The 18,659-nt window shown below is 51.9% G+C and carries 18 protein-coding genes; 9 read left to right on the top strand and 9 right to left on the bottom strand.

Annotation, left to right across the window (positions count from 1 at the left end):
* The first annotated feature begins 134 nt into the window (after positions 1-134).
* Positions 135-986: an AraC family transcriptional regulator gene (locus tag ACWWFX_RS09115; protein ID WP_473223632.1), complete on the top strand. Its 852-nt coding sequence runs from the start codon at positions 135-137 to the stop codon at positions 984-986.
* A gap of 40 nt (positions 987-1,026) precedes the next feature.
* On the opposite strand, the gene ACWWFX_RS09110 is transcribed toward ACWWFX_RS09115, so the two are convergent.
* The 8 genes from ACWWFX_RS09110 to nudF all read right to left on the bottom strand — a co-directional run bounded on the left by ACWWFX_RS09110 (position 1,027) and on the right by nudF (position 8,565).
* Positions 1,027-2,316, bottom strand: a complete 1,290-nt coding sequence (locus tag ACWWFX_RS09110; protein WP_473223631.1) for a TRAP transporter large permease — start codon at positions 2,314-2,316, stop codon at positions 1,027-1,029.
* A 12-nt stretch (positions 2,317-2,328) separates the two neighbouring features.
* Positions 2,329-2,877 carry a TRAP transporter small permease gene (locus ACWWFX_RS09105; protein WP_276223207.1) on the bottom strand — a complete coding sequence of 183 codons (549 nt, stop codon included), beginning with the start codon at positions 2,875-2,877 and terminating at the stop codon, positions 2,329-2,331.
* Positions 2,878-2,931: 54 nt separating this feature from the next.
* Positions 2,932-3,909 carry a TRAP transporter substrate-binding protein gene (locus ACWWFX_RS09100; protein ID WP_456146483.1) on the bottom strand — a complete coding sequence of 326 codons (978 nt, stop codon included), beginning with the start codon at positions 3,907-3,909 and terminating at the stop codon, positions 2,932-2,934.
* A gap of 256 nt (positions 3,910-4,165) precedes the next feature.
* Positions 4,166-6,061, bottom strand: a complete 1,896-nt coding sequence (gene parE / locus ACWWFX_RS09095; RefSeq protein WP_276223209.1) for a DNA topoisomerase IV subunit B — start codon at positions 6,059-6,061, stop codon at positions 4,166-4,168.
* Positions 6,062-6,088: 27 nt separating this feature from the next.
* On the bottom strand, positions 6,089-6,664 hold the full coding sequence (gene yqiA / locus ACWWFX_RS09090; RefSeq protein WP_015962974.1) for an esterase YqiA: 576 nt from the start codon (positions 6,662-6,664) through the stop codon (positions 6,089-6,091).
* Positions 6,664-7,491 (bottom strand): 3',5'-cyclic-AMP phosphodiesterase, encoded by an 828-nt coding sequence (cpdA, locus tag ACWWFX_RS09085; protein ID WP_473223630.1) that lies wholly within the window; start codon positions 7,489-7,491, stop codon positions 6,664-6,666. Before cpdA ends, yqiA begins: the two co-directional genes overlap by 1 nt.
* 25 nt (positions 7,492-7,516) lie before the next feature.
* Positions 7,517-7,936 (bottom strand): DUF1249 family protein, encoded by a 420-nt coding sequence (locus tag ACWWFX_RS09080; protein ID WP_015962972.1) that lies wholly within the window; start codon positions 7,934-7,936, stop codon positions 7,517-7,519.
* On the bottom strand, positions 7,933-8,565 hold the full coding sequence (gene nudF / locus ACWWFX_RS09075) for an ADP-ribose diphosphatase (RefSeq protein ID WP_473223629.1): 633 nt from the start codon (positions 8,563-8,565) through the stop codon (positions 7,933-7,935). The genes ACWWFX_RS09080 and nudF overlap by 4 nt, the downstream gene beginning before the upstream one ends.
* Before the next feature lie 200 nt (positions 8,566-8,765).
* Here nudF and tolC point away from each other — a divergent pair, with 200 nt between their 5' ends.
* The 6 genes from tolC to dsbI all read left to right on the top strand — a co-directional run bounded on the left by tolC (position 8,766) and on the right by dsbI (position 15,895).
* Complete coding sequence (tolC, locus tag ACWWFX_RS09070) at positions 8,766-10,184, top strand: outer membrane channel protein TolC (RefSeq protein WP_276223211.1); 1,419 nt, start codon at positions 8,766-8,768, stop codon at positions 10,182-10,184.
* A gap of 170 nt (positions 10,185-10,354) precedes the next feature.
* Complete coding sequence (locus tag ACWWFX_RS09065) at positions 10,355-11,026, top strand: DUF1190 family protein (RefSeq protein WP_456146487.1); 672 nt, start codon at positions 10,355-10,357, stop codon at positions 11,024-11,026.
* 5 nt (positions 11,027-11,031) lie between these two features.
* The gene (locus tag ACWWFX_RS09060; protein WP_473223628.1) at positions 11,032-12,192 is read left to right on the top strand and encodes a glutathionylspermidine synthase family protein; all 1,161 of its coding nucleotides are present in this window, start codon (positions 11,032-11,034) and stop codon (positions 12,190-12,192) included.
* Between the two features lie 535 nt (positions 12,193-12,727).
* Entirely contained in the window at positions 12,728-14,524 is a 1,797-nt protein-coding gene (locus ACWWFX_RS09055) for an aryl-sulfate sulfotransferase (RefSeq protein ID WP_473223627.1), read from the top strand.
* A 12-nt stretch (positions 14,525-14,536) separates the two neighbouring features.
* Positions 14,537-15,205, top strand: coding sequence for a thiol:disulfide interchange protein DsbA/DsbL (locus ACWWFX_RS09050; RefSeq protein WP_456146489.1), 669 nt, complete (start codon positions 14,537-14,539; stop codon positions 15,203-15,205).
* Positions 15,206-15,220: 15 nt separating this feature from the next.
* A complete protein-coding gene (gene dsbI, locus ACWWFX_RS09045) occupies positions 15,221-15,895 on the top strand; it encodes a protein-disulfide oxidoreductase DsbI (RefSeq protein WP_473223626.1) in 675 nt (224 codons plus the stop codon).
* A 107-nt stretch (positions 15,896-16,002) separates the two neighbouring features.
* Here the strand turns inward: dsbI and ygiD are convergent, their stop codons facing one another.
* Positions 16,003-16,791 (bottom strand): 4,5-DOPA-extradiol-dioxygenase, encoded by a 789-nt coding sequence (ygiD, locus tag ACWWFX_RS09040; RefSeq protein ID WP_456146490.1) that lies wholly within the window; start codon positions 16,789-16,791, stop codon positions 16,003-16,005.
* Between the two features lie 191 nt (positions 16,792-16,982).
* Here ygiD and zupT point away from each other — a divergent pair, with 191 nt between their 5' ends.
* Positions 16,983-17,756 (top strand): zinc transporter ZupT, encoded by a 774-nt coding sequence (gene zupT / locus ACWWFX_RS09035; RefSeq protein WP_473223625.1) that lies wholly within the window; start codon positions 16,983-16,985, stop codon positions 17,754-17,756.
* A gap of 332 nt (positions 17,757-18,088) precedes the next feature.
* Complete coding sequence (locus tag ACWWFX_RS09030) at positions 18,089-18,649, top strand: fimbrial protein (protein ID WP_473223624.1); 561 nt, start codon at positions 18,089-18,091, stop codon at positions 18,647-18,649.
* Positions 18,650-18,659: the final 10 nt, after the last annotated feature.

Raw genomic sequence — 18,659 nt, 5'->3', positions numbered from 1 at the left:
GCATAGAGAATCGGACAGGGCCTGAAATGTTAACCCGGTCACAACTGATATGATTAAATAAACCGCAGCTTGATAAAATTTAAAACGGTGGTTTAGTGGGGGAATTAATAACGTAAAAATTTAATTCTGTTGCTATGAGTACATCATTAAATGCGGAACGTCTGGAGCTGATCACGCTGAAGGATAAGGTAGCGTCATTCAGCCGCCTGTACGCTAACAGCGTGCGCTACCACCACTGGCATCAGTGTCTGGAAGTGCTGTACGTCGAAGAAGGATTTGGCGTGGTGATTGTCGATAATCGCCAGTACACCATGCGCCCGGGGCGGCTGTTTTTCTTCCCGCCGTTTACGCTGCATAAAGTGATGGTGGATGAACAAGCGCATGACACCTACCGCCGCACGATTATCCATCTCGATCAGCATGCGATTATTCGCCTGCTGCGCGACTTTCCCGACGCGAGAAGCCGTCTGCAAATGCTGTCTCAACGCGCAGCCCCGGCCTTTGTTGCCGACCTTGCCGACGCACATCCTCATATCGATTATCTGTTTACACTTTACGCCCGTCTTGCCGCTTCCGGGCTCAGCGCGGAGCATATTGCCAGCCTGCTGATGGCGTTGCTTCACATGCTGCCACCCGCGCAGGAAAAAATGCCAGAGGATAACCACGGTATCGCCAGCCCGGTGATGTTCTGGATAGAAGAAAACTATCGGCAAAAATTCAGCCTCGATAAGCTGGCGCAGGATCTCGGTAAATCGCGCAGCTATCTTTCGCGGCGCTTTCACGTCGAGACCGGGGAATATATTCACAACTATTTGAATACGATACGGCTGCGGCGAGCCTGCGAGTTATTGCTGCATAGCGCGATGAGCGTGGCGGAGGTGGCAAGCCAGGTCGGATTTGCCGATACCACATGGTTTATCAGCTCGTTTAAGAAAGGGATTGGCGAAACGCCGTTACAGTATCGGAAAAATCATCGCCCGGGTTAACCGTCATGGAGGCGCAGCCGGCCTCCATGACGTCAGGCTTTTACAGGAACAGCGACGGCAGCCACAGCGACAGCGCCGGGATATAGGTCACCAGAATCAGCACCACAAACAGCGCGAAATAGAACGGCAGCATCGCTTTCACTACCTGCTCTATCTTCAGCCCACTCACCGCGCTCGCGACAAACAGCACGGAGCCCACCGGCGGCGTAATCAGGCCAATTCCCAGGTTGGTCATCATGATGATGCCGAAGTGCATCGGGTTTATCCCCAACTGTATCACCACCGGCAGCAGAATCGGCGTGAGGATAAGGATCAGCGGCGCCATATCCATCAGGAAGCCCAGCAGCAGCAACATCACGTTGATAATCATCAGGATGATGTATTTGTTATCCGACAGAGACAGCAGCGCGGAGGAGATCTGGCTCGGTAAATCCACCAGCATCATCACCGAACCGAAGGCTGCCGCAAAGGCTATCAGCACCATCACCATGGTGACGGTTTTAATGGTGCGGTGAATCAGCTTCGGAAAGTCGCGGAATTTATATTCGCGATAGATAAAGAAGGTGACGAACATCGCCCAGATACAGGCGATGGCCCCCGATTCCGTCGGCGTGAAGAAGCCGGAAAGGATGCCGCCTGAGATGATCACGATGGTAATCAGACCCCAGATGGCATCCAGCGCAATTTTCAGTTTGCGCCGCAGCTCTATCTTCGCCTCTTTCGGATAATTATTGCGTCGGGCGGAGATCAAACACAGCACAATCAATGTGCCACACAGAACGAAAGTGGGAACAATTCCCGCCAGAAACATACCGGGAATGGTCACCGCTGCGGTATTGGCGACAATCGCAAACAGCACCGAGTTGTGGCTCGGTGGAACCAGAATCGCCTGCACCGAGGCACTGGCGGTGAGCACCGCGCCAAAAGATCGCGGATACCCTTTGCGTTCCATTTCAGGAATCAATACCGAACCAATCGAAGCGGTATCGGCAACGGATGAACCGGAAATCGCGCCAAACAACGTGGAGGCCAGAATGTTCACCAGCGCCAGGCCACCACGGATCCAGCCGACAAACAGCCCGGCAAAATCCACCAGCCGTCGCGCCATACCGCCTTCCGCCATTATCGCCCCTGCAAATACGAAGAACGGAATCGTCAGCAGGTTGACGTTATCAGTACTATGGAAAATGGTGATGATGAGACCATCCAGCGAGAAATCCGCCATCACCGTGACCACCACGGCGGTCAGGCCAACCGCATAGGCCACCGGCATGCCAACCGCCATCAGCACAACAAACGTCACCACAAAAACAAGCAGCGTCATGTCCATATTATGAATTCCTTAGTGACCCACTTTCGGCGAGCCAAATTGCACCAGTTCCCGGTGCGTTTGCGGGCCAAACAGTAATTTTTCAACGACAAACAGCAGCGTAAAGAATGCCCCTAAAGGAACGGGAAGATGGGTGATTCCGGAGGTCAGGAAAGGCAGTGAGGGAATCACATCGTCCCAGGCGTCCTGGCAGCCGACAATACCCCATTTGATAATAAAAATGCAGGTTGCCAGCATGGCGAGATCCACGAGCAGCGCGATCCCTTTTTGCGCCGCCGCAGGAATACGATCGACCAGCATGGTGATGGCAATATGTCCACCCGCCCGATAGGCCGCCGCTGCGCCAACGAAGGAGAAGGTGATCATGCAAATTTGCGACAGCGGTTCGGGCCAGCTGGTTGACGCGTGGGGCATAAAGTCCAGCCACGCGGGAAGGTCCGGGCGAAATCGGGCGTAAATACCGATCAAATAAATAAACGTCATAAATAACAAGCTAAAACCGGACAGCCAGATACAGACCCGGTAGACATAATCCATGGCCAGAATATAGGCATTTTTCATTTTATGCTCCTACAACGACCGGGCCAGAATAAGCCAGCCCGGCACATCGGATTCTTATTTTGTTTCCTGGATTTGCTGCATCAACGCACTAAACTGTTTGCCATATTTTTCACGGACTGGCGCAGTCGCGTCGATAAAGGGTTTTTTATCCACCTTAATAAACTCCACGCCCTGGCCTTGTAATTTTTGCGTTGATTTTTCAACATACTGCGCCCACAGAACGCGTTCTTCCGCCTGCGCTTCTTTCGCCAGTTTTAAAATCAGCGCCTGATCTTCAGCAGAGAGTTTGGCCCATTTTTTCTTTGAGAAGACGAACACTTCTGGAATCATAAAGTGCTCAGTCATATCAAAGTATTTAGTGCCGGCCACCACATAGTTTTCAGTATCAAACGTCGGTTCATTATTTTCCGCTGCGTCGATAACACCGGTTTGCAGGCTGGCAAAAACGTCGCCTACCGGAATGACGACCGGGTTTGCACCCATCGCTTTAAAGGAATCCAGGCCGATCGGGTTGTTTTGCAGGCGGATTTTCACGCCTTTCAGATCGTCGAGATTATTCACCGGTTTTTTGGTAATCAGACTACGTGAGCCCGCGTCCATCCAGCCGAGGAACACCAGGCCCAGGTTGCTGTCGGTGACTTTCTGCCCCAGTTGTTCGCCTACCTGACCATCCAGCACATGATGGAGATGATCGAGGTCGCGGAAAACAAACGGCATATTAAAGACGCTCACTTCCGGCAAAATACCGCCCACGGGTGCCATTGATACACGCAGAATATCAATCGCCCCTGCGCGCGCTTTTTCAATGGTGGCGCCTTCATCCCCCATCTGCCCATTGGGGAACATTTTTATCGCTAAACGCCCGTCCGTTTGCGCACTCAGTTTTTCGCCCATATGAATCACCGCCGCCGTGGTGGGGTAATCCGCAGGATGGACATCCGAGGCGATAAAGACGGTTTTTGCCAAAGCCATCGAAGAGGTAACCAGCAGGGATAACGCTAATAACCCGGTGGTGAGTTTCTTATTTCCCATTGTGTGCTCCATGCGTTGTATTTAATTAATAAATATATTCACAAAGATTATTTATTCATAAATAACGTTCGCACGTACTATGCAAAAACGCGAAAAGCCAATCCGTGACAGGACGCAATAAAAAAAAGAAAATAGCTTTTCAGAAAAATAAAAAGCACGTATTGTTATTAGTATTGTAAATATTAATAATTGAATATATCTTTAAGACAAATAAAAAAGGAGAGCGAACGCTCTCCTTTTAAAAATAAATAACCCATCAGGCCTCAATATCCGCCATATCGCCTTTTTCCTGCAGCCAGTTGCGGCGGTCTTCCGAACGCTTCTTGGCCAGCAGCATATCCATCATGGCGTTGGTTTGCTGTTCATCTTCATCATCAATAATCAGCTGTACCAGACGACGCGTATTCGGATCCAGCGTGGTTTCACGCAGCTGCATCGGGTTCATTTCACCCAGCCCTTTAAAGCGCTGCACGTTCGGTTTCCCTTTTTTGCGCTTCAGCTGTTCCAGCACGCCCGCTTTCTCTTCTTCGGTCAGGGCGTAATAGACTTCTTTACCGAGATCGATACGATAGAGCGGCGGCAGCGCCACGTAGACGTGCCCCTGTTTCACCACCGCGCGGAAGTGCTTCACAAACAGCGCGCACAGCAATGTGGCGATGTGCAGCCCATCGGAGTCCGCATCCGCAAGGATACAGATCTTGCCGTAGCGCAGCTGGCTGAGATCGTCGCTGTCCGGATCGATGCCGATCGCCACGGAAATGTCGTGCACTTCCTGCGAGGCCAGCACTTCATCGGAGGAGACTTCCCAGGTGTTCAGGATCTTCCCTTTCAACGGCATGATCGCCTGATATTCACGATCGCGCGCCTGCTTGGCGGAGCCGCCTGCGGAGTCACCTTCCACAAGGAAAAGTTCGGTACGGTTGAGATCCTGCGCGGTGCAGTCCGCCAGCTTGCCAGGCAGCGCCGGGCCACTGGTCAGTTTTTTACGCACCACTTTTTTCGCCGCGCGCATGCGGCGCTGAGCGCTGGAAATCGCCATTTCTGCCAGCATTTCTGCGGCCTGCACGTTCTGGTTCAGCCACAGGGAAAACGCATCTTTCACCACGCCGGAAACAAATGCCGCGCACTGACGAGAAGAGAGGCGTTCTTTGGTCTGACCGGCAAACTGCGGATCCTGCATTTTCACCGACAGCACGTACGCGCAGCGTTCCCAGATATCATCCGCCGTCAGCTTCACGCCGCGCGGCAGAATATTGCGGTATTCACAGAATTCGCGCATCGCGTCGAGCAGGCCCTGACGCAGACCATTAACGTGCGTACCGCCCTGCATGGTCGGGATCAGGTTAACGTAGCTTTCAGTCAGCAGCTCGCCGCCTTCCGGCAGCCACAGCAGCGCCCAGTCAACCGCTTCCGTTTCACCAGAGAACGTCCCGACAAACGGCTGTTCCGGCAGCGTCGGCAGGCCGTTCACCGCTTCTTTCAGGTAATCCGTCAGGCCGTCTTCATAACGCCAGCTCTGCTCGGTGTTATTCACTTTGTCTTTAAAGACGATTTCCACGCCAGGGCAAAGTACCGCTTTCGCTTTCAACACGTGATTCAAACGCGAAACGGAGAAGCGCGGGCTGTCGAAGAAGCTTTCGTCCGGCCAGAAGTGGACGCTGGTGCCGGTATTGCGTTTGCCGCAGGTGCCGGTAACGTGCAGATCTTCCACTTTATCGCCATTTTCAAAGGCGATGCTGTAGACCTGACCATCGCGACGCACGTTCACTTCCACGCGTCGGGACAAGGCGTTAACCACCGAAATCCCTACGCCGTGCAGGCCGCCGGAGAACTGGTAGTTTTTGTTGGAAAATTTACCGCCCGCATGCAGACGGCACAGAATCAGCTCGACCGCCGGTACACCCTCTTCCGGGTGAATGTCGACCGGCATGCCGCGCCCGTCATCGATAACTTCCAGCGACTGGTCAGCATGAAGAATGACTTCGACACGTTTTGCGTGGCCCGCCAGCGCTTCATCGACGCTGTTATCGATCACTTCCTGACCAAGATGGTTAGGGCGTGTAGTATCCGTGTACATTCCCGGACGGCGGCGAACCGGCTCAAGCCCGGTGAGTACCTCAATGGCATCAGCGTTATAAGAAGATTGTGTCATGATCTGTTCGTAGGTAATGGGAGCGGCTTAATGCAGCCCCAGAAAGTCGATAATCTGTGTGAAGTGATCTTCAAAGCCCACAAATGCGTGATTACCGCCCTCCTCTACCGTTTGGCGGCAGGAGGCGAAATAGTCAACGGCCTGGCGGTAATCAAGCACTTCATCGCCCGTTTGCTGCAACAACCAGATGAGATCCGGTGCTTCCAGCGGGTCAATTCGCATCACTTTGAGATCGTAAATATGGCGAGACTCTAGCACATAATGCTCACCGGTGTAGGGATTCTCGTTCGGACCGAGGAAGTTCGTTAGCAGCTCATACGGGCGTATCGCCGGGTTCACCACCACGGCGGGCAGCATGAAGCACTGCGACAACCAGGTGGCGTAATAGCCGCCCAGCGAGGAGCCGACGACACCCAGCGGCTCGCCACCGTGCTTTAACACCAGCGCTTCCAGCATTTCTGCGGCTTCAGCGGGATAGGACGGCAGTTGCGGAATCACCATGGTGATATCCGGATAATGCTCCGCCAGCCACGTTTTCAGCGCCGTCGCTTTGGCAGACCAGGGAGAGCTGTTAAACCCGTGCAGATAGAGAAGCGTAGCCATCAGTATCCTTCTGACGCGGTATCCGGGTGAAACTCCGACCCGGCAAGGCGGCAAACTTCGGTGGTTAGCGAGCCATCAGCATGCAGCTCCAGCCAGCGCCAGCCCGGAGAAACGGTATCCAGCGTAAAGTTGGCGCAATGCGGCTTAAACTGCACGCAGGTGGACGGTGTCGCCATCATCCGGCGGCCGTTCCAGTCGAGGTCAAGTTCCTGATGGATATGGCCGCACAGCAGGTTCTTCACCTTCGGGAAATTCACCAGCACGTTATCCAGCGACGCGGCGTTGCGCAGACTGTGCTGATCGAGCCAGCTGCATCCTGCAGGCAATGGATGATGGTGCAACAGCAGCAGCGTGTGACGTTCCGGCTCTTCTGCCAGCCGCTTTTCCAGCCACTCCAGTTGAAATTCGCTCAGTTCGCCATGCGGCACGCCAAAGACCTGACTGTCGAGCAGCAGGATTTGCCAGTGCTCGCCCACCATCACGCGCTTGGCCGGGGAGATTCCGGCGTCCTGGAGCGTACTGTACATGGCGGGTTGGAAGTCATGGTTGCCAGGTAGCCAAACGCAGGGCGCAAAAAATCGCGCGATGCCTTCAGCGAAGTGCTGATAGGCCGCGGAGGTGTGATCCTGCGCTAAGTCGCCGGTTGCGACAACCAGATCGACTTCACGCTGCGAAGCGTTAATCGCTTCGAGCACGGCGTGATAACTGTCCCAGGTATTCACGCCCAACAGCGTTTCACTCTTTTTAGCGAACAGGTGAGTATCAGTAATTTGCAGTAACCTGACACTGGCCCCACCAGCCAGAGGAAGGTTTAACAGGCTTTCCAAATGGTGTCCTTAGGTTTCACGATGCTTAAACCGGAATCGCCATCGCTCCATATGCTAAACAGTAACGTAACCAGTCAGCCAGAAACTGGTTAATTTGATGCTTTTCGTCGCGTTGATGCAACTTTTTATTAGGATAATCATAACGTGCTTTGAAGCGAAAAATCTGCTGACTCGAACACACTTCAGCCACCATGGCATCATGATACAGGCGTACCGTCATTGACGGCAGGCTCCAGTAGCTAACTTTCGGGTGTGTCTGCTCTATCTCAACCAGCGTGGTGTAACGCGTTGATTCGACAATCGTTAACCGATATTGCGCATTCGCCACCTGATAGTTCACTGCGTCGCCGGGCGTATCAGTGCGCGGCAGTAATCGGCGTAGCTGGGCGAAATTGGTTTCGCAAAGCCGCATCATTTCAGGGAAGTCAGGTGTATAGCGCTTCATTTTAACCACTCTTGTCGTAAGTCTTGATAATGCAACTGCAGCCATTGCAAAGCGATGACCGTCGCCGCGTTGTCGATTTTTCCCTCTTCTACCCACTGATAAGCTTGTTCCCGACTTACCACATGAACCCGAATGTCTTCGTTTTCTTCTGCCAGGCCATGAATACCTTTAGCCGTCGTTGCGTCCACTTCGCCCGCTAATATAGAAAGGCGCTCACTGGTTCCGCCTGGGCTTGCCAGGTAACTCAGCATTTTTTTCGTGCGCCCGACGATTAAGCCCGCCTCTTCTACTGCTTCCCGGCGCGCCACATCTTCGATGGTTTCGCCTTCGTCGATCATACCGGCCACCATCTCCAGCAACCACGGGCTTTCGCTGGTGTCGAATGCGGCGATGCGGATCTGTTCAATCAGCACAACTTCATCCCGCACAGGGTCAAAGGGTAGCAAGACTGCGGCGTGACCGCGCTCAAAAATTTCGCGTTTTACCTCGCCACTCATTTCTCCGTTGAATAAACGATGACGAAAACGATACAAATCAAGCGAAAAAAAACCGCTGTACAGCGTTTCCCGTGCAATAATTTCTACATCGTTTTTCGAGAACGTAACCACTGAGTCATTCGTCTTAGTCATGATTGGTTCCAATTGCATTTGTGCTGAAATTGTGGATTTCGGGTCAGTTTGGCTACCGTTTAGCTGACTGTATGCTAGATTGATGCAAATTAACGCCGCATGGCACATTACGCCAACTTTTTAAACTGGCAGACTCTGATACAATCGGCGAATATTTTTCTGAATTAGATCAGCGCTAAGCTTCACAACAAGGAATGCAAATGAAGAAATTGCTCCCCATCCTTATTGGCCTGAGCCTTACGGGTTTCAGCGCAATGAGCCAGGCAGAGAACCTGCTGCAAGTGTATCAGCAGGCGCGTTTAAGCAACCCTGACCTGCGTAAATCCGCAGCAGATCGCGATGCTGCCTTTGAAAAGATTAACGAAGCGCGTAGCCCACTGTTACCACAGCTTGGCCTGGGTGCTGATTATACCTATAACAACGGCTATCGTGACAACAACGGCGTCAACTCTAACGTTAGCAGCGCGTCGTTACAGTTAACGCAAACGTTGTTTGATATGTCGAAATGGCGTGCCCTGACGCTGCAAGAAAAAAGCGCCGGTATTCAGGACGTCACTTATCAGACTGACCAGCAGCAGCTTATTCTGAACACGGCGACGGCCTACTTTAACGTGCTGAGCGCGATTGATGCGCTTTCCTATACTGAAGCGCAGAAACAGGCTATCTACCGTCAGTTGGATCAAACCACTCAGCGCTTTAACGTCGGTCTGGTTGCTATTACCGACGTTCAGAACGCCCGTTCACAGTACGATACCGTGCTGGCGAATGAAGTGACCGCGCGTAACAATCTCGATAACGCCGTTGAAGCGCTGCGTCAGGTCACCGGTAACTACTACCCGGAACTCTCTTCGCTGAACGTTGACAGCTTCTCTACCGACAAGCCGAAAGCGGTCAATGCGCTGCTGAAGGAAGCGGAAAGCCGCAACCTGGCGCTGTTGCAGGCGCGCCTGAGCCAGGATCTGGCTCGCGAGCAGATTCGCCAGGCACAGGACGGTCACCTGCCGACTCTGGACCTGAACGCGTCTACCAGCGTGTCCAACACCAAATATGACGGCAGCAAAACCGGTGGCAGCACCTATGCTGACCGCGATATCGGCCAGAACTCTATCGGCCTGAGCTTCAACCTGCCAATCTACAGCGGCGGTTCGGTGACCTCTCAGGTTAAACAGGCGCAGTACAACTTTGTTGGCGCAAGCGAGCAGTTGGAAAGCGCGCACCGTACCGTGGTACAGACCGTGCGTTCTTCCTTCAATAACGTCAATGCCTCTATCAGCAGCATCAACGCCTACAAACAAGCCGTTGTCTCTGCACAGAGTTCATTAGACGCGATGGAAGCCGGTTACTCAGTCGGTACCCGTACCATCGTTGACGTGTTGGATGCAACCACCACGCTGTATAACGCCAAGCAGCAACTCTCCAGCGCGCGTTATAACTACCTGATTAACCAGCTGAATATCAAATCTGCGCTCGGTACTCTGAACGAACAGGATCTGCAGGCGCTGAACAGCACGCTGGGTAAACCGGTTTCAACGACGCCTGAGTCTGTTGCCCCGGAAAATCCAAAGCAGGATGCTTCAGCAGACGGCTATAACGGCGCGACCACTACCGCGAATCGTTAAGCTCAATGCCGTATAAAAACGCCACGCCGAACACGCGTGGCGTTTTACATTGCGCAGAACGTAAGGCAACGTAAAGATCCCCCTGTTTCTTCCCCTTCTCGCTTCATTTTCAACCAGTCATCCACTATCCTGAGCGCTAATGCTCTACCACTGGGTCCAGGAAGATAACGATGAAACGGACAAATAATATTAAGCACGCCGCTTTTCGCAAAAGCTGGAGTGCACGCCATTTAACACCGGTTGCTTTCGCTGTCACTGCCGTCTTTATGCTGGCGGGCTGTGAGCAAAGTGACGAAACGGTCACCCTCTATCAAAACGCGGACGACTGCTCGGCAGCCAACCCGGGGAAAGGTGCGGAATGTACCACCGCCTTTAATAACGCACAGAAAGAAGCGGAACGTACTGCGCCGAAATATGCCACGCGTGAAGATTGCGTAGCGGAATTTGGTGAAGGTCAGTGTCAGCAAACGCCAGCTCAGGCAGGTGTTGCGCCAGAAAACCAGGCTCAGGCACAAAGCAGCGGCAGCTTCTGGATGCCGTTGATGGCCGGTTACATGATGGGTCGTATGATGAGCGGCGGCGCGGGTTTCCAGCAGCAGCCAGTGTTCACATCCAAAAATCCATCCAGCCCGGCGTATGGTAAATACACCGATGCCAGCGGCAAAAACTACGGCGCCGCGCAACCAGGTCGCTCCATGACCGTACCGAAAACCGCGATGGCGCCAAAACCGGCAACCACCAACACGGTCACCCGTGGCGGCTTTGGCGAGTCTGTTGCGAAACAGTCGACAATGCAGCGTAGCAGCGCCTCCGGCACTTCTTCTCGCTCAATGGGCGGCTAAGTCAGATGGAAAGAATCAGTATTACAGAGCGCCCGGACTGGCGTGAAAAAGCCACTGAATATGGCTTTAACTTCCACACCATGTACGGCGAGCCGTACTGGAGCGAAGAAGCGTATTACAAGTTGACCCTGGCCCAGGTTGAAAAACTGGAAGACGTCACCGCAGAACTGCACCAGATGTGTTTAAAAGTGGTGGAGCGCGTAGTCGCCAGCGATGAGCTGATGACCAAATTCCGCATTCCGAAACACACCTGGGGCTTCGTGCGCCAGTCGTGGCAGACGCATCAGCCTTCGCTCTATTCACGCATGGATCTGGCGTGGGATGGCGTGGGCGAGCCGAAGCTGCTCGAGAACAACGCCGATACCCCAACCTCACTGTACGAAGCGGCGTTTTTCCAGTGGATCTGGCTGGAAGATCAGCTCAATGCCGGTAACCTGCCGCAAGGGAGCGATCAGTTCAACAGCCTGCAAGAAAAGATCATCGAGCGCTTCACCGAGCTGCGTGAGCAGCATGGTTTTCAGCTGCTGCACCTGACCTGCTGTCGCGATACCGTGGAAGATCGTGGAACCGTGCAATATCTGCAGGACTGCGCGGCAGAAGCGGAAGTGGCAACCGAATTCCTGTACATCGAAGATATTGGCCTGGGTGAAAAAGGTCAGTTTACCGATCTTCAGGATCAGGTTATCGGTAATCTCTTTAAGCTCTATCCGTGGGAATATATGCTGCGCGAGATGTTCTCAACCAAGCTGGAAGACGCTGGCGTGCGCTGGCTGGAACCGGCATGGAAGAGCATTATTTCCAACAAAGCACTGCTGCCACTGCTGTGGGAAATGTTCCCGGATCACCCGAATTTGCTGCCCGCTTATTTTGCCGAAGACGATCATCCGCAGATGGACAAATATGTGGTGAAACCGATCTTCTCCCGCGAAGGCGCCAATATTTCGATCATTGAGAACGGCAAAACGCTGGAACAGGTTGAAGGGCCTTACGGTGAAGAAGGCATGATCGTGCAGCAGTTCCATCCGCTGCCAAAATTTGGTGACAGTTATACGCTGATTGGCAGCTGGCTTATCAACGATCAACCGGCCGGAATTGGCATTCGCGAAGACCGCGCGCTGATCACGCAGGATCTCTCTCGCTTCTATCCGCATATTTTTGTGGAGTAAGCTTTGTTCCAGATACCGCCCCTTCGCAGGGCGGTATTTTCTCTTCGCGCCAACGACGAATCATCTCCAGCAACGCATCTCTTTCCTGCCGACAGGCGCGGCGCTCACGCCTGACATGGTAAATAGCATATCCCGCCAGTACAGCAATCAAAGCCATCCAGTACCACGCTATATACATTCTTTCATCCTTAAAAGTTAAAATTATTTTACATTCAACACTCTCACTTCACATCAATATATATTCATTTGTTTATTCATTAAGAATATCCCGCACTTATCATCGAAACAAATAAACTAAATTCAACTTTGAAAGAGTTACATTATGCTATTTAAAACAATGTAATCAGGATCACACTCTATAACAATAGCGGTTGTGGTTGATATATCACACACCTACTATCCGAATAAATAAAGCTGATTCATATATTTATAAAAAACATATTTAAAAAGAAAAGATAGATTTCATACTCATTCAGAAAAAACGATGTTTGTTATCTCATAAATAATCCACGGGAATATATAAGGAAATATCGTTATGTTTAATCAATATCGAAAAACGTTCCTCGCGGGCGCGGTGGCACTTACCTTTAGCGTATCAAGTGCAGGTGTGCTGGCCGCAGGTTTTCAACCAGCCCCACCGGCGGGTCATCTGGGAGCTGTCGTCGTCGATCCCTACGGTCACGCACCATTAACTGCGCTGGTTGAACTCGATAGCCACACGATCTCCGATGTAAAAGTCACCGTACACGGTAAAGGCGAGAAAGGTGTGCCAATCAGTTACAGCGTGGGCGATGAATCGCTGAAGAACTACGACGGTATCCCTATTTTTGGGTTGTATCAGAAGTTTGCCAACAACGTCACCGTGGAATGGAAAGAGAACGGCAAACCCATGAAGGACAATTATGTGGTGCAGACCTCCGCTATCGTCAACCACTATATGGACAACCGCTCTATCTCTGACCTGCAACAACCGAAAGTCGTTAAAGTCGCGAAAGGCTTTGAAGATCGCCTCTATATGGTGAATACGCACACCTTCACCGCGCAGGGCTCTGACCTGCACTGGCACGGCGAGAAAGCAAAAGACGCCGGTATTCTCGACGCAGGCCCGGCAACCGGTGCGCTGGCCTTTGACATCGCGCCCTTCACCTTTGTGGTGGATACCGAAGGGGAATATCGCTGGTGGCTGGACCAGGAAACCTTCTACGATGGGCATGACCGCAACATCAATAAACGCGGCTACCTGATGGGTATTCGCGAAACGCCACGTGGAACCTACACGGCAGTGCAGGGCCAGCACTGGTATGAATTCGACATGATGGGCCAGGTACTGGAAGATCACAAACTGCCGCGCGGGTTTGTCGATGCCACCCACGAATCTATCGAAACGTCGAAAGGCACCGTGCTGTTGCGCGTCGGCAAACACAGCTATCGCCGCGATGATGGCGTGCACGTCAACACTATCCGCGACCATATTCTGGAAGTCGATAAATCAGGTCGTGTGGTTGACGTCTGGGACCTCAACAAAATTCTCGACCCGATGCGTGATGCTCTGCTTGGCGCGCTGGATGCCGGTGCCGTCTGTGTAAACGTCGACCTGGCACACGCGGGCCAGCAGGCGAAACTTGAGCCAGATACACCGTTTGGTGATGCGCTGGGCGTAGGGCCAGGACGCAACTGGGCGCACGTTAACTCAATTGCTTATGACGCCAAAGACGACTCCATTATTATTTCTTCACGCCACCAGGGCGTCTTCAAAATTGGCCGTGATAAGCAGGTGAAATGGATCCTTGCACCGTCCAAAGGCTGGAATAAACAGCTGGCGGGCAAACTGCTCAAACCGGTTGATGATAAAGGGAAACCGATTAGCTGTGATGAAAACGGCAACTGCCAGAACAGTGATTTCGACTTCACCTATACCCAGCATACCGCGTGGCTCTCCAGCAAAGGCACACTCACCGTCTTTGATAACGGCGATGGTCGTCATCTGGAACAACCAGCCCTGCCAACGATGAAATATTCCCGTTTCGTGGAATATAAAATCGACGAGAAAAAAGGCACCGTCCAGCAGGTTTGGGAATACGGTAAAGATCGCGGCTACGACTTCTACAGCCCGATTACGTCCGTCATCGAATATGAAAAAGACCGCAACACGATGTTTGGCTTCAGCGGTTCAATTCATTTATTCGACGTTGGTCAACCGACCATTGGTAAGCTCAATGAAATTGACTACAAAACCAAAGAAGTGAAAGTCGAAATCGACGTTCTGTCGGATAAACCGAATCAGACCCACTACCGTGCAATGCTGGTTCATCCACAGCAGATGTTTAAATAAGAAGGAATGGCTATGTCTACGAAATGGATAAAATCATTATTCACCGGCGTGGTACTCACCGCCGCGCTGGCGACGTCTTTTGCAGCATCGGCTTTCACCGAAGGCACGGACTACATGGTGCTGGAGAAACCGATTCCCAATGCCGATAAAACGCTGATTAAAGTCTTCAGCTACGCCTGCCCATTCTGCTACAAGTACGACAAAGCAGTGACCGGCCCGGTGTCTGAAAAAGTGAAAGATGTAGTGGCCTTCACGCCATTCCATCTGGAAACCAAGGGCGAATATGGCAAGCAGGCCAGCGAAGTGTTTGCTGTGTTAATTGCCAAAGATAAAGCCGCAGGCATTTCTCTTTTTGATGCTAACTCACAGTTTAAAAAAGCAAAATTCGCTTACTACGCAGCGTATCACGACAAAAAAGAGCGCTGGTCTGACGGTAAAGATCCCGCTGCCTTTATCAAAACCGGCCTTGATGCCGCGGGTATGAGCCAGGCTGATTTTGAAACCGCGCTGAAGGAACCTGCGGTTCAGGAAACGTTGGAAAAATGGAAAGCAGCCTACGATGTGGCCAAAATCCAGGGCGTTCCGGCCTATGTGGTTAATGGTAAATATCTGATCTACACCAAGAATATTAAATCCATTGACGCTATGGCAGACCTGATTCACGAACTGGCGAGCAAATAACACAGGGAAATGCTTATGGCTTTCATTAAGGGATTATTGAGAGACCTGCGCAAAACGCCGGTCGATACGCTGGTGAGGTGGCAGGAACGGCGCTTTCTGTGGCTGTTTATGGCTATCGCAATGGGCGCGCTTATCGTGCTGGCGCACTCATTCTTCCAGATCTATCTCTACATGGCACCGTGCGAACAGTGTGTTTATATTCGCTACGCGATGTTTGTGATGGTGTTTGGCGGCTTAATTGCGGCGATAAACCCAAAAAACATTATCCTGAAGCTGATTGGCTGCGTGATGGCGTTCTACGGCAGCATCATGGGGATCAAGTTTTCGATCAAGCTGAACGGTATCCATTATGCGGTGCATAACCCGGACCCCGACGCGCTGTTTGGCGTGCAGGGCTGTTCAACAGATCCTACTTTTCCCTTTAATCTGCCGCTGGCGCAGTGGGCGCCGGAATGGTTTAAACCGACCGGCGACTGCGGCTATGATGCGCCCATCGTGCCTGATGGCGTCACACTTAGTAGCACCCAACACTGGTTTGTTAATTTGTACCAAAGCTCAGAAGGCTGGTATCTCCTGCCGCCATGGCATTTTATGAATATGGCGCAGGCGTGCATGCTGGCTTTCGGAACTTGCCTGGTGCTGCTGCTGATTATGAGCGCAGCCTGGGGCATAAAGCTTATCAGAGGATGAAACAAGCCTGATGGCGCTGCGCTTATCAGGCCTACCGACAGTCCGTAACACATTAACAGAGCGGGCTATTCGTAGGCCGGGTAAGCGCAGGGCCACCCGGCAAAAAACTACCCGATTTGAACAGACAACATGCTTAAGCTTCCCATCTCCAGCCCGTCCACCGGAATCGTGATAGGCTCTTCGCCATCCCAGGCGCCCAGCACATACAGCAGAGGCAGGAAGTGATCCGCCGTCGGGTTCGACAATGCTCCCCCTTCGTGCTCCAGATAGTTCACCAGCGGATGCTGCTCCAGCGACCCTTTCCAGTTCAGGTTGGCTTTAACGTAGTCGTTAAACGACGTTGCCCACGGGTATGGCGTGCCATCTCCATGCCATTTCGCGGTCCGCAGGTTATGCACCACGTTGCCACTGGCCACCAGCATAATCCCCTCATCGCGAAGGCTGGCGAGCTTACGCCCCATCTCCATATGCCACGCCGCAGGTTTGGTGCTATCGATGCTTAACTGCACCATCGGAATATCCGCGTTAGGGTACATCTTGATCAACACGCCCCAGGAGCCGTGGTCAAAACCCCAGGCTTCATTGTCCAGCGTCACAGGCACCGGTGACAGCAGTTCAACTAATTTCTGCGCCAATGCCGGAGACCCTGGTGCCGGGTAGTGAATGTCATACAGCGCCTGCGGGAAGCCGCCAAAATCATGAATCGTTTTCGGCGTTTCCATGGCCGTCACGCCGGTTCCCCGGGTGAACCAGTGGGCGGAAATCACCACAATCGCTTTTGGACGAGGCAACGTCTCGCCAAGATGCTGCCAGGTACGGGTATAGATGTTGTCTTCCAGCACGTTCATCGGGCTACCGTGACCTAAAAACAACGCTGGCATTCGGGTACGAGACATGGTGTTATCCTCATAAAGAGTACGATGTAATAACACTACATTAACCTGTTTTAGACAGGGTGAAACTCAGATAAGCGTGATGATGATCTTCAGAAAATTTGAATGTAAGCTGGAGTAAAGACGCAATAAGCCTCTCGTAATGGACGACAATTTTTAGTATAAATGATAATCATTATCATAAGGAGTAAGCGATGTCGGTACCCTTAATTCTGACCTTATTAGCGGGTGCAGCCACGTTTATTGGCGCGATCCTTGGCGTTATCGGGCAAAAACCATCTAACCGCGTGCTGGCGTTTTCTCTGGGCTTTGCGGCGGGCATTATGTTGCTGATTTCCCTGATGGAAATGCTACCTGCCGCCTTGCATACTGAAGGCATGTCGCCCGTACTGGGCTACGGTATGTTTGTCGTCGGCCTGCTCGGCTATTTTGCCCTCGACCGCATGTTGCCGCATGCTCATCCTCAGGATTTAGTGCCCGCAGATGTTAAGCCCCTGCCGCCTAATATTCGGCGAACGGCGGTTTTACTGACCCTTGGCATCAGCCTGCATAACTTCCCGGAAGGTATTGCCACGTTTGTCACCGCCAGCAATAACCTGGAACTGGGCTTTGGCATCGCCTTTGCCGTCGCGCTGCATAACATTCCTGAAGGCCTTGCGGTTTCCGGGCCGATATATGCAGCAACAGGCTCCAAGCGCAAGGCGGTATTCTGGGCAGGCATTTCAGGGATGGCGGAAATTCTTGGCGGCGTTCTGGCATGGCTTATCCTCGGCAGTCTGGTATCTCCGGTGGTCATGGCGGCGATTATGGCGGCAGTGGCTGGCATTATGGTGGCGCTGTCGGTTGATGAATTAATGCCGTTGGCAAAAGAAATCGACCCTAATAACAACCCAAGCTACGGTGTTCTTTGCGGGATGTCGGTGATGGGACTAAGTCTGGTACTGCTACAAGCGATTGGCTTGGGCTAACATTCTGCGCCGTGCGGTAAATGAGTCGTATGGCGCATATCGTTTGTTTTCTACGTTACATATGCTAACTAAATATAATCTTAATTCCTGGTTATTTTATTGAAACATTTAAATTTTATTGATTTAATAATTACGAAAACAACTAACGTTGCCCCGAATATAATCAAGCGGTAAATACAATCCCCAAAAAGCATTAACAAACAAAATTGTTTAAGATTACCTTCTGCACGCATTTAATTTAACTAAAACCAGCTTACTATTTCTTACGATATACTCCAGCCTTAGCCCCCTCCCATTAAAAATATTAGCCCTCTTCACAAAGGATATATTGTATGAATTCAGGAAAAAAAGCATTACTGGCGCTAATGATGACCGCGCTCGCTTCAGGTTATGCGCTGGCGGAGGTTGATGGCGGCAGTGGTAAAATTACCTTTACCGGTCTGGTCATCAGCGCGCCATGCTCCATCAAAAAAGAGGATGTTGATAAAAAGGTTGATCTTGGCGATGTAACCGATACTTATATTAATACCAACATCCACTCTGAACCCGCCGATTCCAGCATTACGCTAGAAAACTGCGCTCTTAAAAACGCCGACGATGGTGCCGGCGGGACGATATCGAAAGTCAACGTCACTTTCACCAGTACAAGCGTCGTCAATGGCACTCAACTGCTCAGTAATACCTTTGCAGGCGGCGCCACCAATGTTGGTGTGCGTCTGAGGGACGGCGACGGTGTCAATATAACATTGGGTACGCCAAAAGAACTCATACTGAACCTGGATTCCACTACGCAAATCCTGCCGTTCCAGGCGTGGATGGAAAAAATCGGCTCCGATAATGTCACCGCTGGCGACGTCACCGCAACTGCAAACTATACGCTGATATATAACTAAGAATCCCGGT

Source organism: Pseudocitrobacter sp. 2023LY-00077 (assembly GCF_055796175.1).
This window is presented reverse-complemented; position numbering and strand designations above follow the sequence as displayed.

Bases quoted from the DNA above. Each gene is read 5' to 3' on its own strand.
- tolC (WP_276223211.1), top strand. From the start codon at position 8,766: ATGAAGAAATTGCTCCCCATCCTTATTGGCCTGAGCCTTACGGGTTTC.
- ACWWFX_RS09105 (WP_276223207.1), bottom strand. From the start codon at position 2,877: ATGAAAAATGCCTATATTCTGGCCATGGATTATGTCTACCGGGTCTGT.
- ACWWFX_RS09060 (WP_473223628.1), top strand. From the start codon at position 11,032: ATGGAAAGAATCAGTATTACAGAGCGCCCGGACTGGCGTGAAAAAGCC.
- nudF (WP_473223629.1), bottom strand. From the start codon at position 8,565: ATGACTAAGACGAATGACTCAGTGGTTACGTTCTCGAAAAACGATGTA.
- dsbI (WP_473223626.1), top strand. From the start codon at position 15,221: ATGGCTTTCATTAAGGGATTATTGAGAGACCTGCGCAAAACGCCGGTC.
- ACWWFX_RS09110 (WP_473223631.1), bottom strand. From the start codon at position 2,316: ATGGACATGACGCTGCTTGTTTTTGTGGTGACGTTTGTTGTGCTGATG.
- ACWWFX_RS09080 (WP_015962972.1), bottom strand. From the start codon at position 7,936: ATGAAGCGCTATACACCTGACTTCCCTGAAATGATGCGGCTTTGCGAA.
- ACWWFX_RS09065 (WP_456146487.1), top strand. From the start codon at position 10,355: ATGAAACGGACAAATAATATTAAGCACGCCGCTTTTCGCAAAAGCTGG.
- ACWWFX_RS09100 (WP_456146483.1), bottom strand. From the start codon at position 3,909: ATGGGAAATAAGAAACTCACCACCGGGTTATTAGCGTTATCCCTGCTG.
- zupT (WP_473223625.1), top strand. From the start codon at position 16,983: ATGTCGGTACCCTTAATTCTGACCTTATTAGCGGGTGCAGCCACGTTT.
- ACWWFX_RS09115 (WP_473223632.1), top strand. From the start codon at position 135: ATGAGTACATCATTAAATGCGGAACGTCTGGAGCTGATCACGCTGAAG.
- ACWWFX_RS09050 (WP_456146489.1), top strand. From the start codon at position 14,537: ATGTCTACGAAATGGATAAAATCATTATTCACCGGCGTGGTACTCACC.
- yqiA (WP_015962974.1), bottom strand. From the start codon at position 6,664: ATGGCTACGCTTCTCTATCTGCACGGGTTTAACAGCTCTCCCTGGTCT.
- ACWWFX_RS09030 (WP_473223624.1), top strand. From the start codon at position 18,089: ATGAATTCAGGAAAAAAAGCATTACTGGCGCTAATGATGACCGCGCTC.
- ygiD (WP_456146490.1), bottom strand. From the start codon at position 16,791: ATGTCTCGTACCCGAATGCCAGCGTTGTTTTTAGGTCACGGTAGCCCG.
- parE (WP_276223209.1), bottom strand. From the start codon at position 6,061: ATGACACAATCTTCTTATAACGCTGATGCCATTGAGGTACTCACCGGG.
- ACWWFX_RS09055 (WP_473223627.1), top strand. From the start codon at position 12,728: ATGTTTAATCAATATCGAAAAACGTTCCTCGCGGGCGCGGTGGCACTT.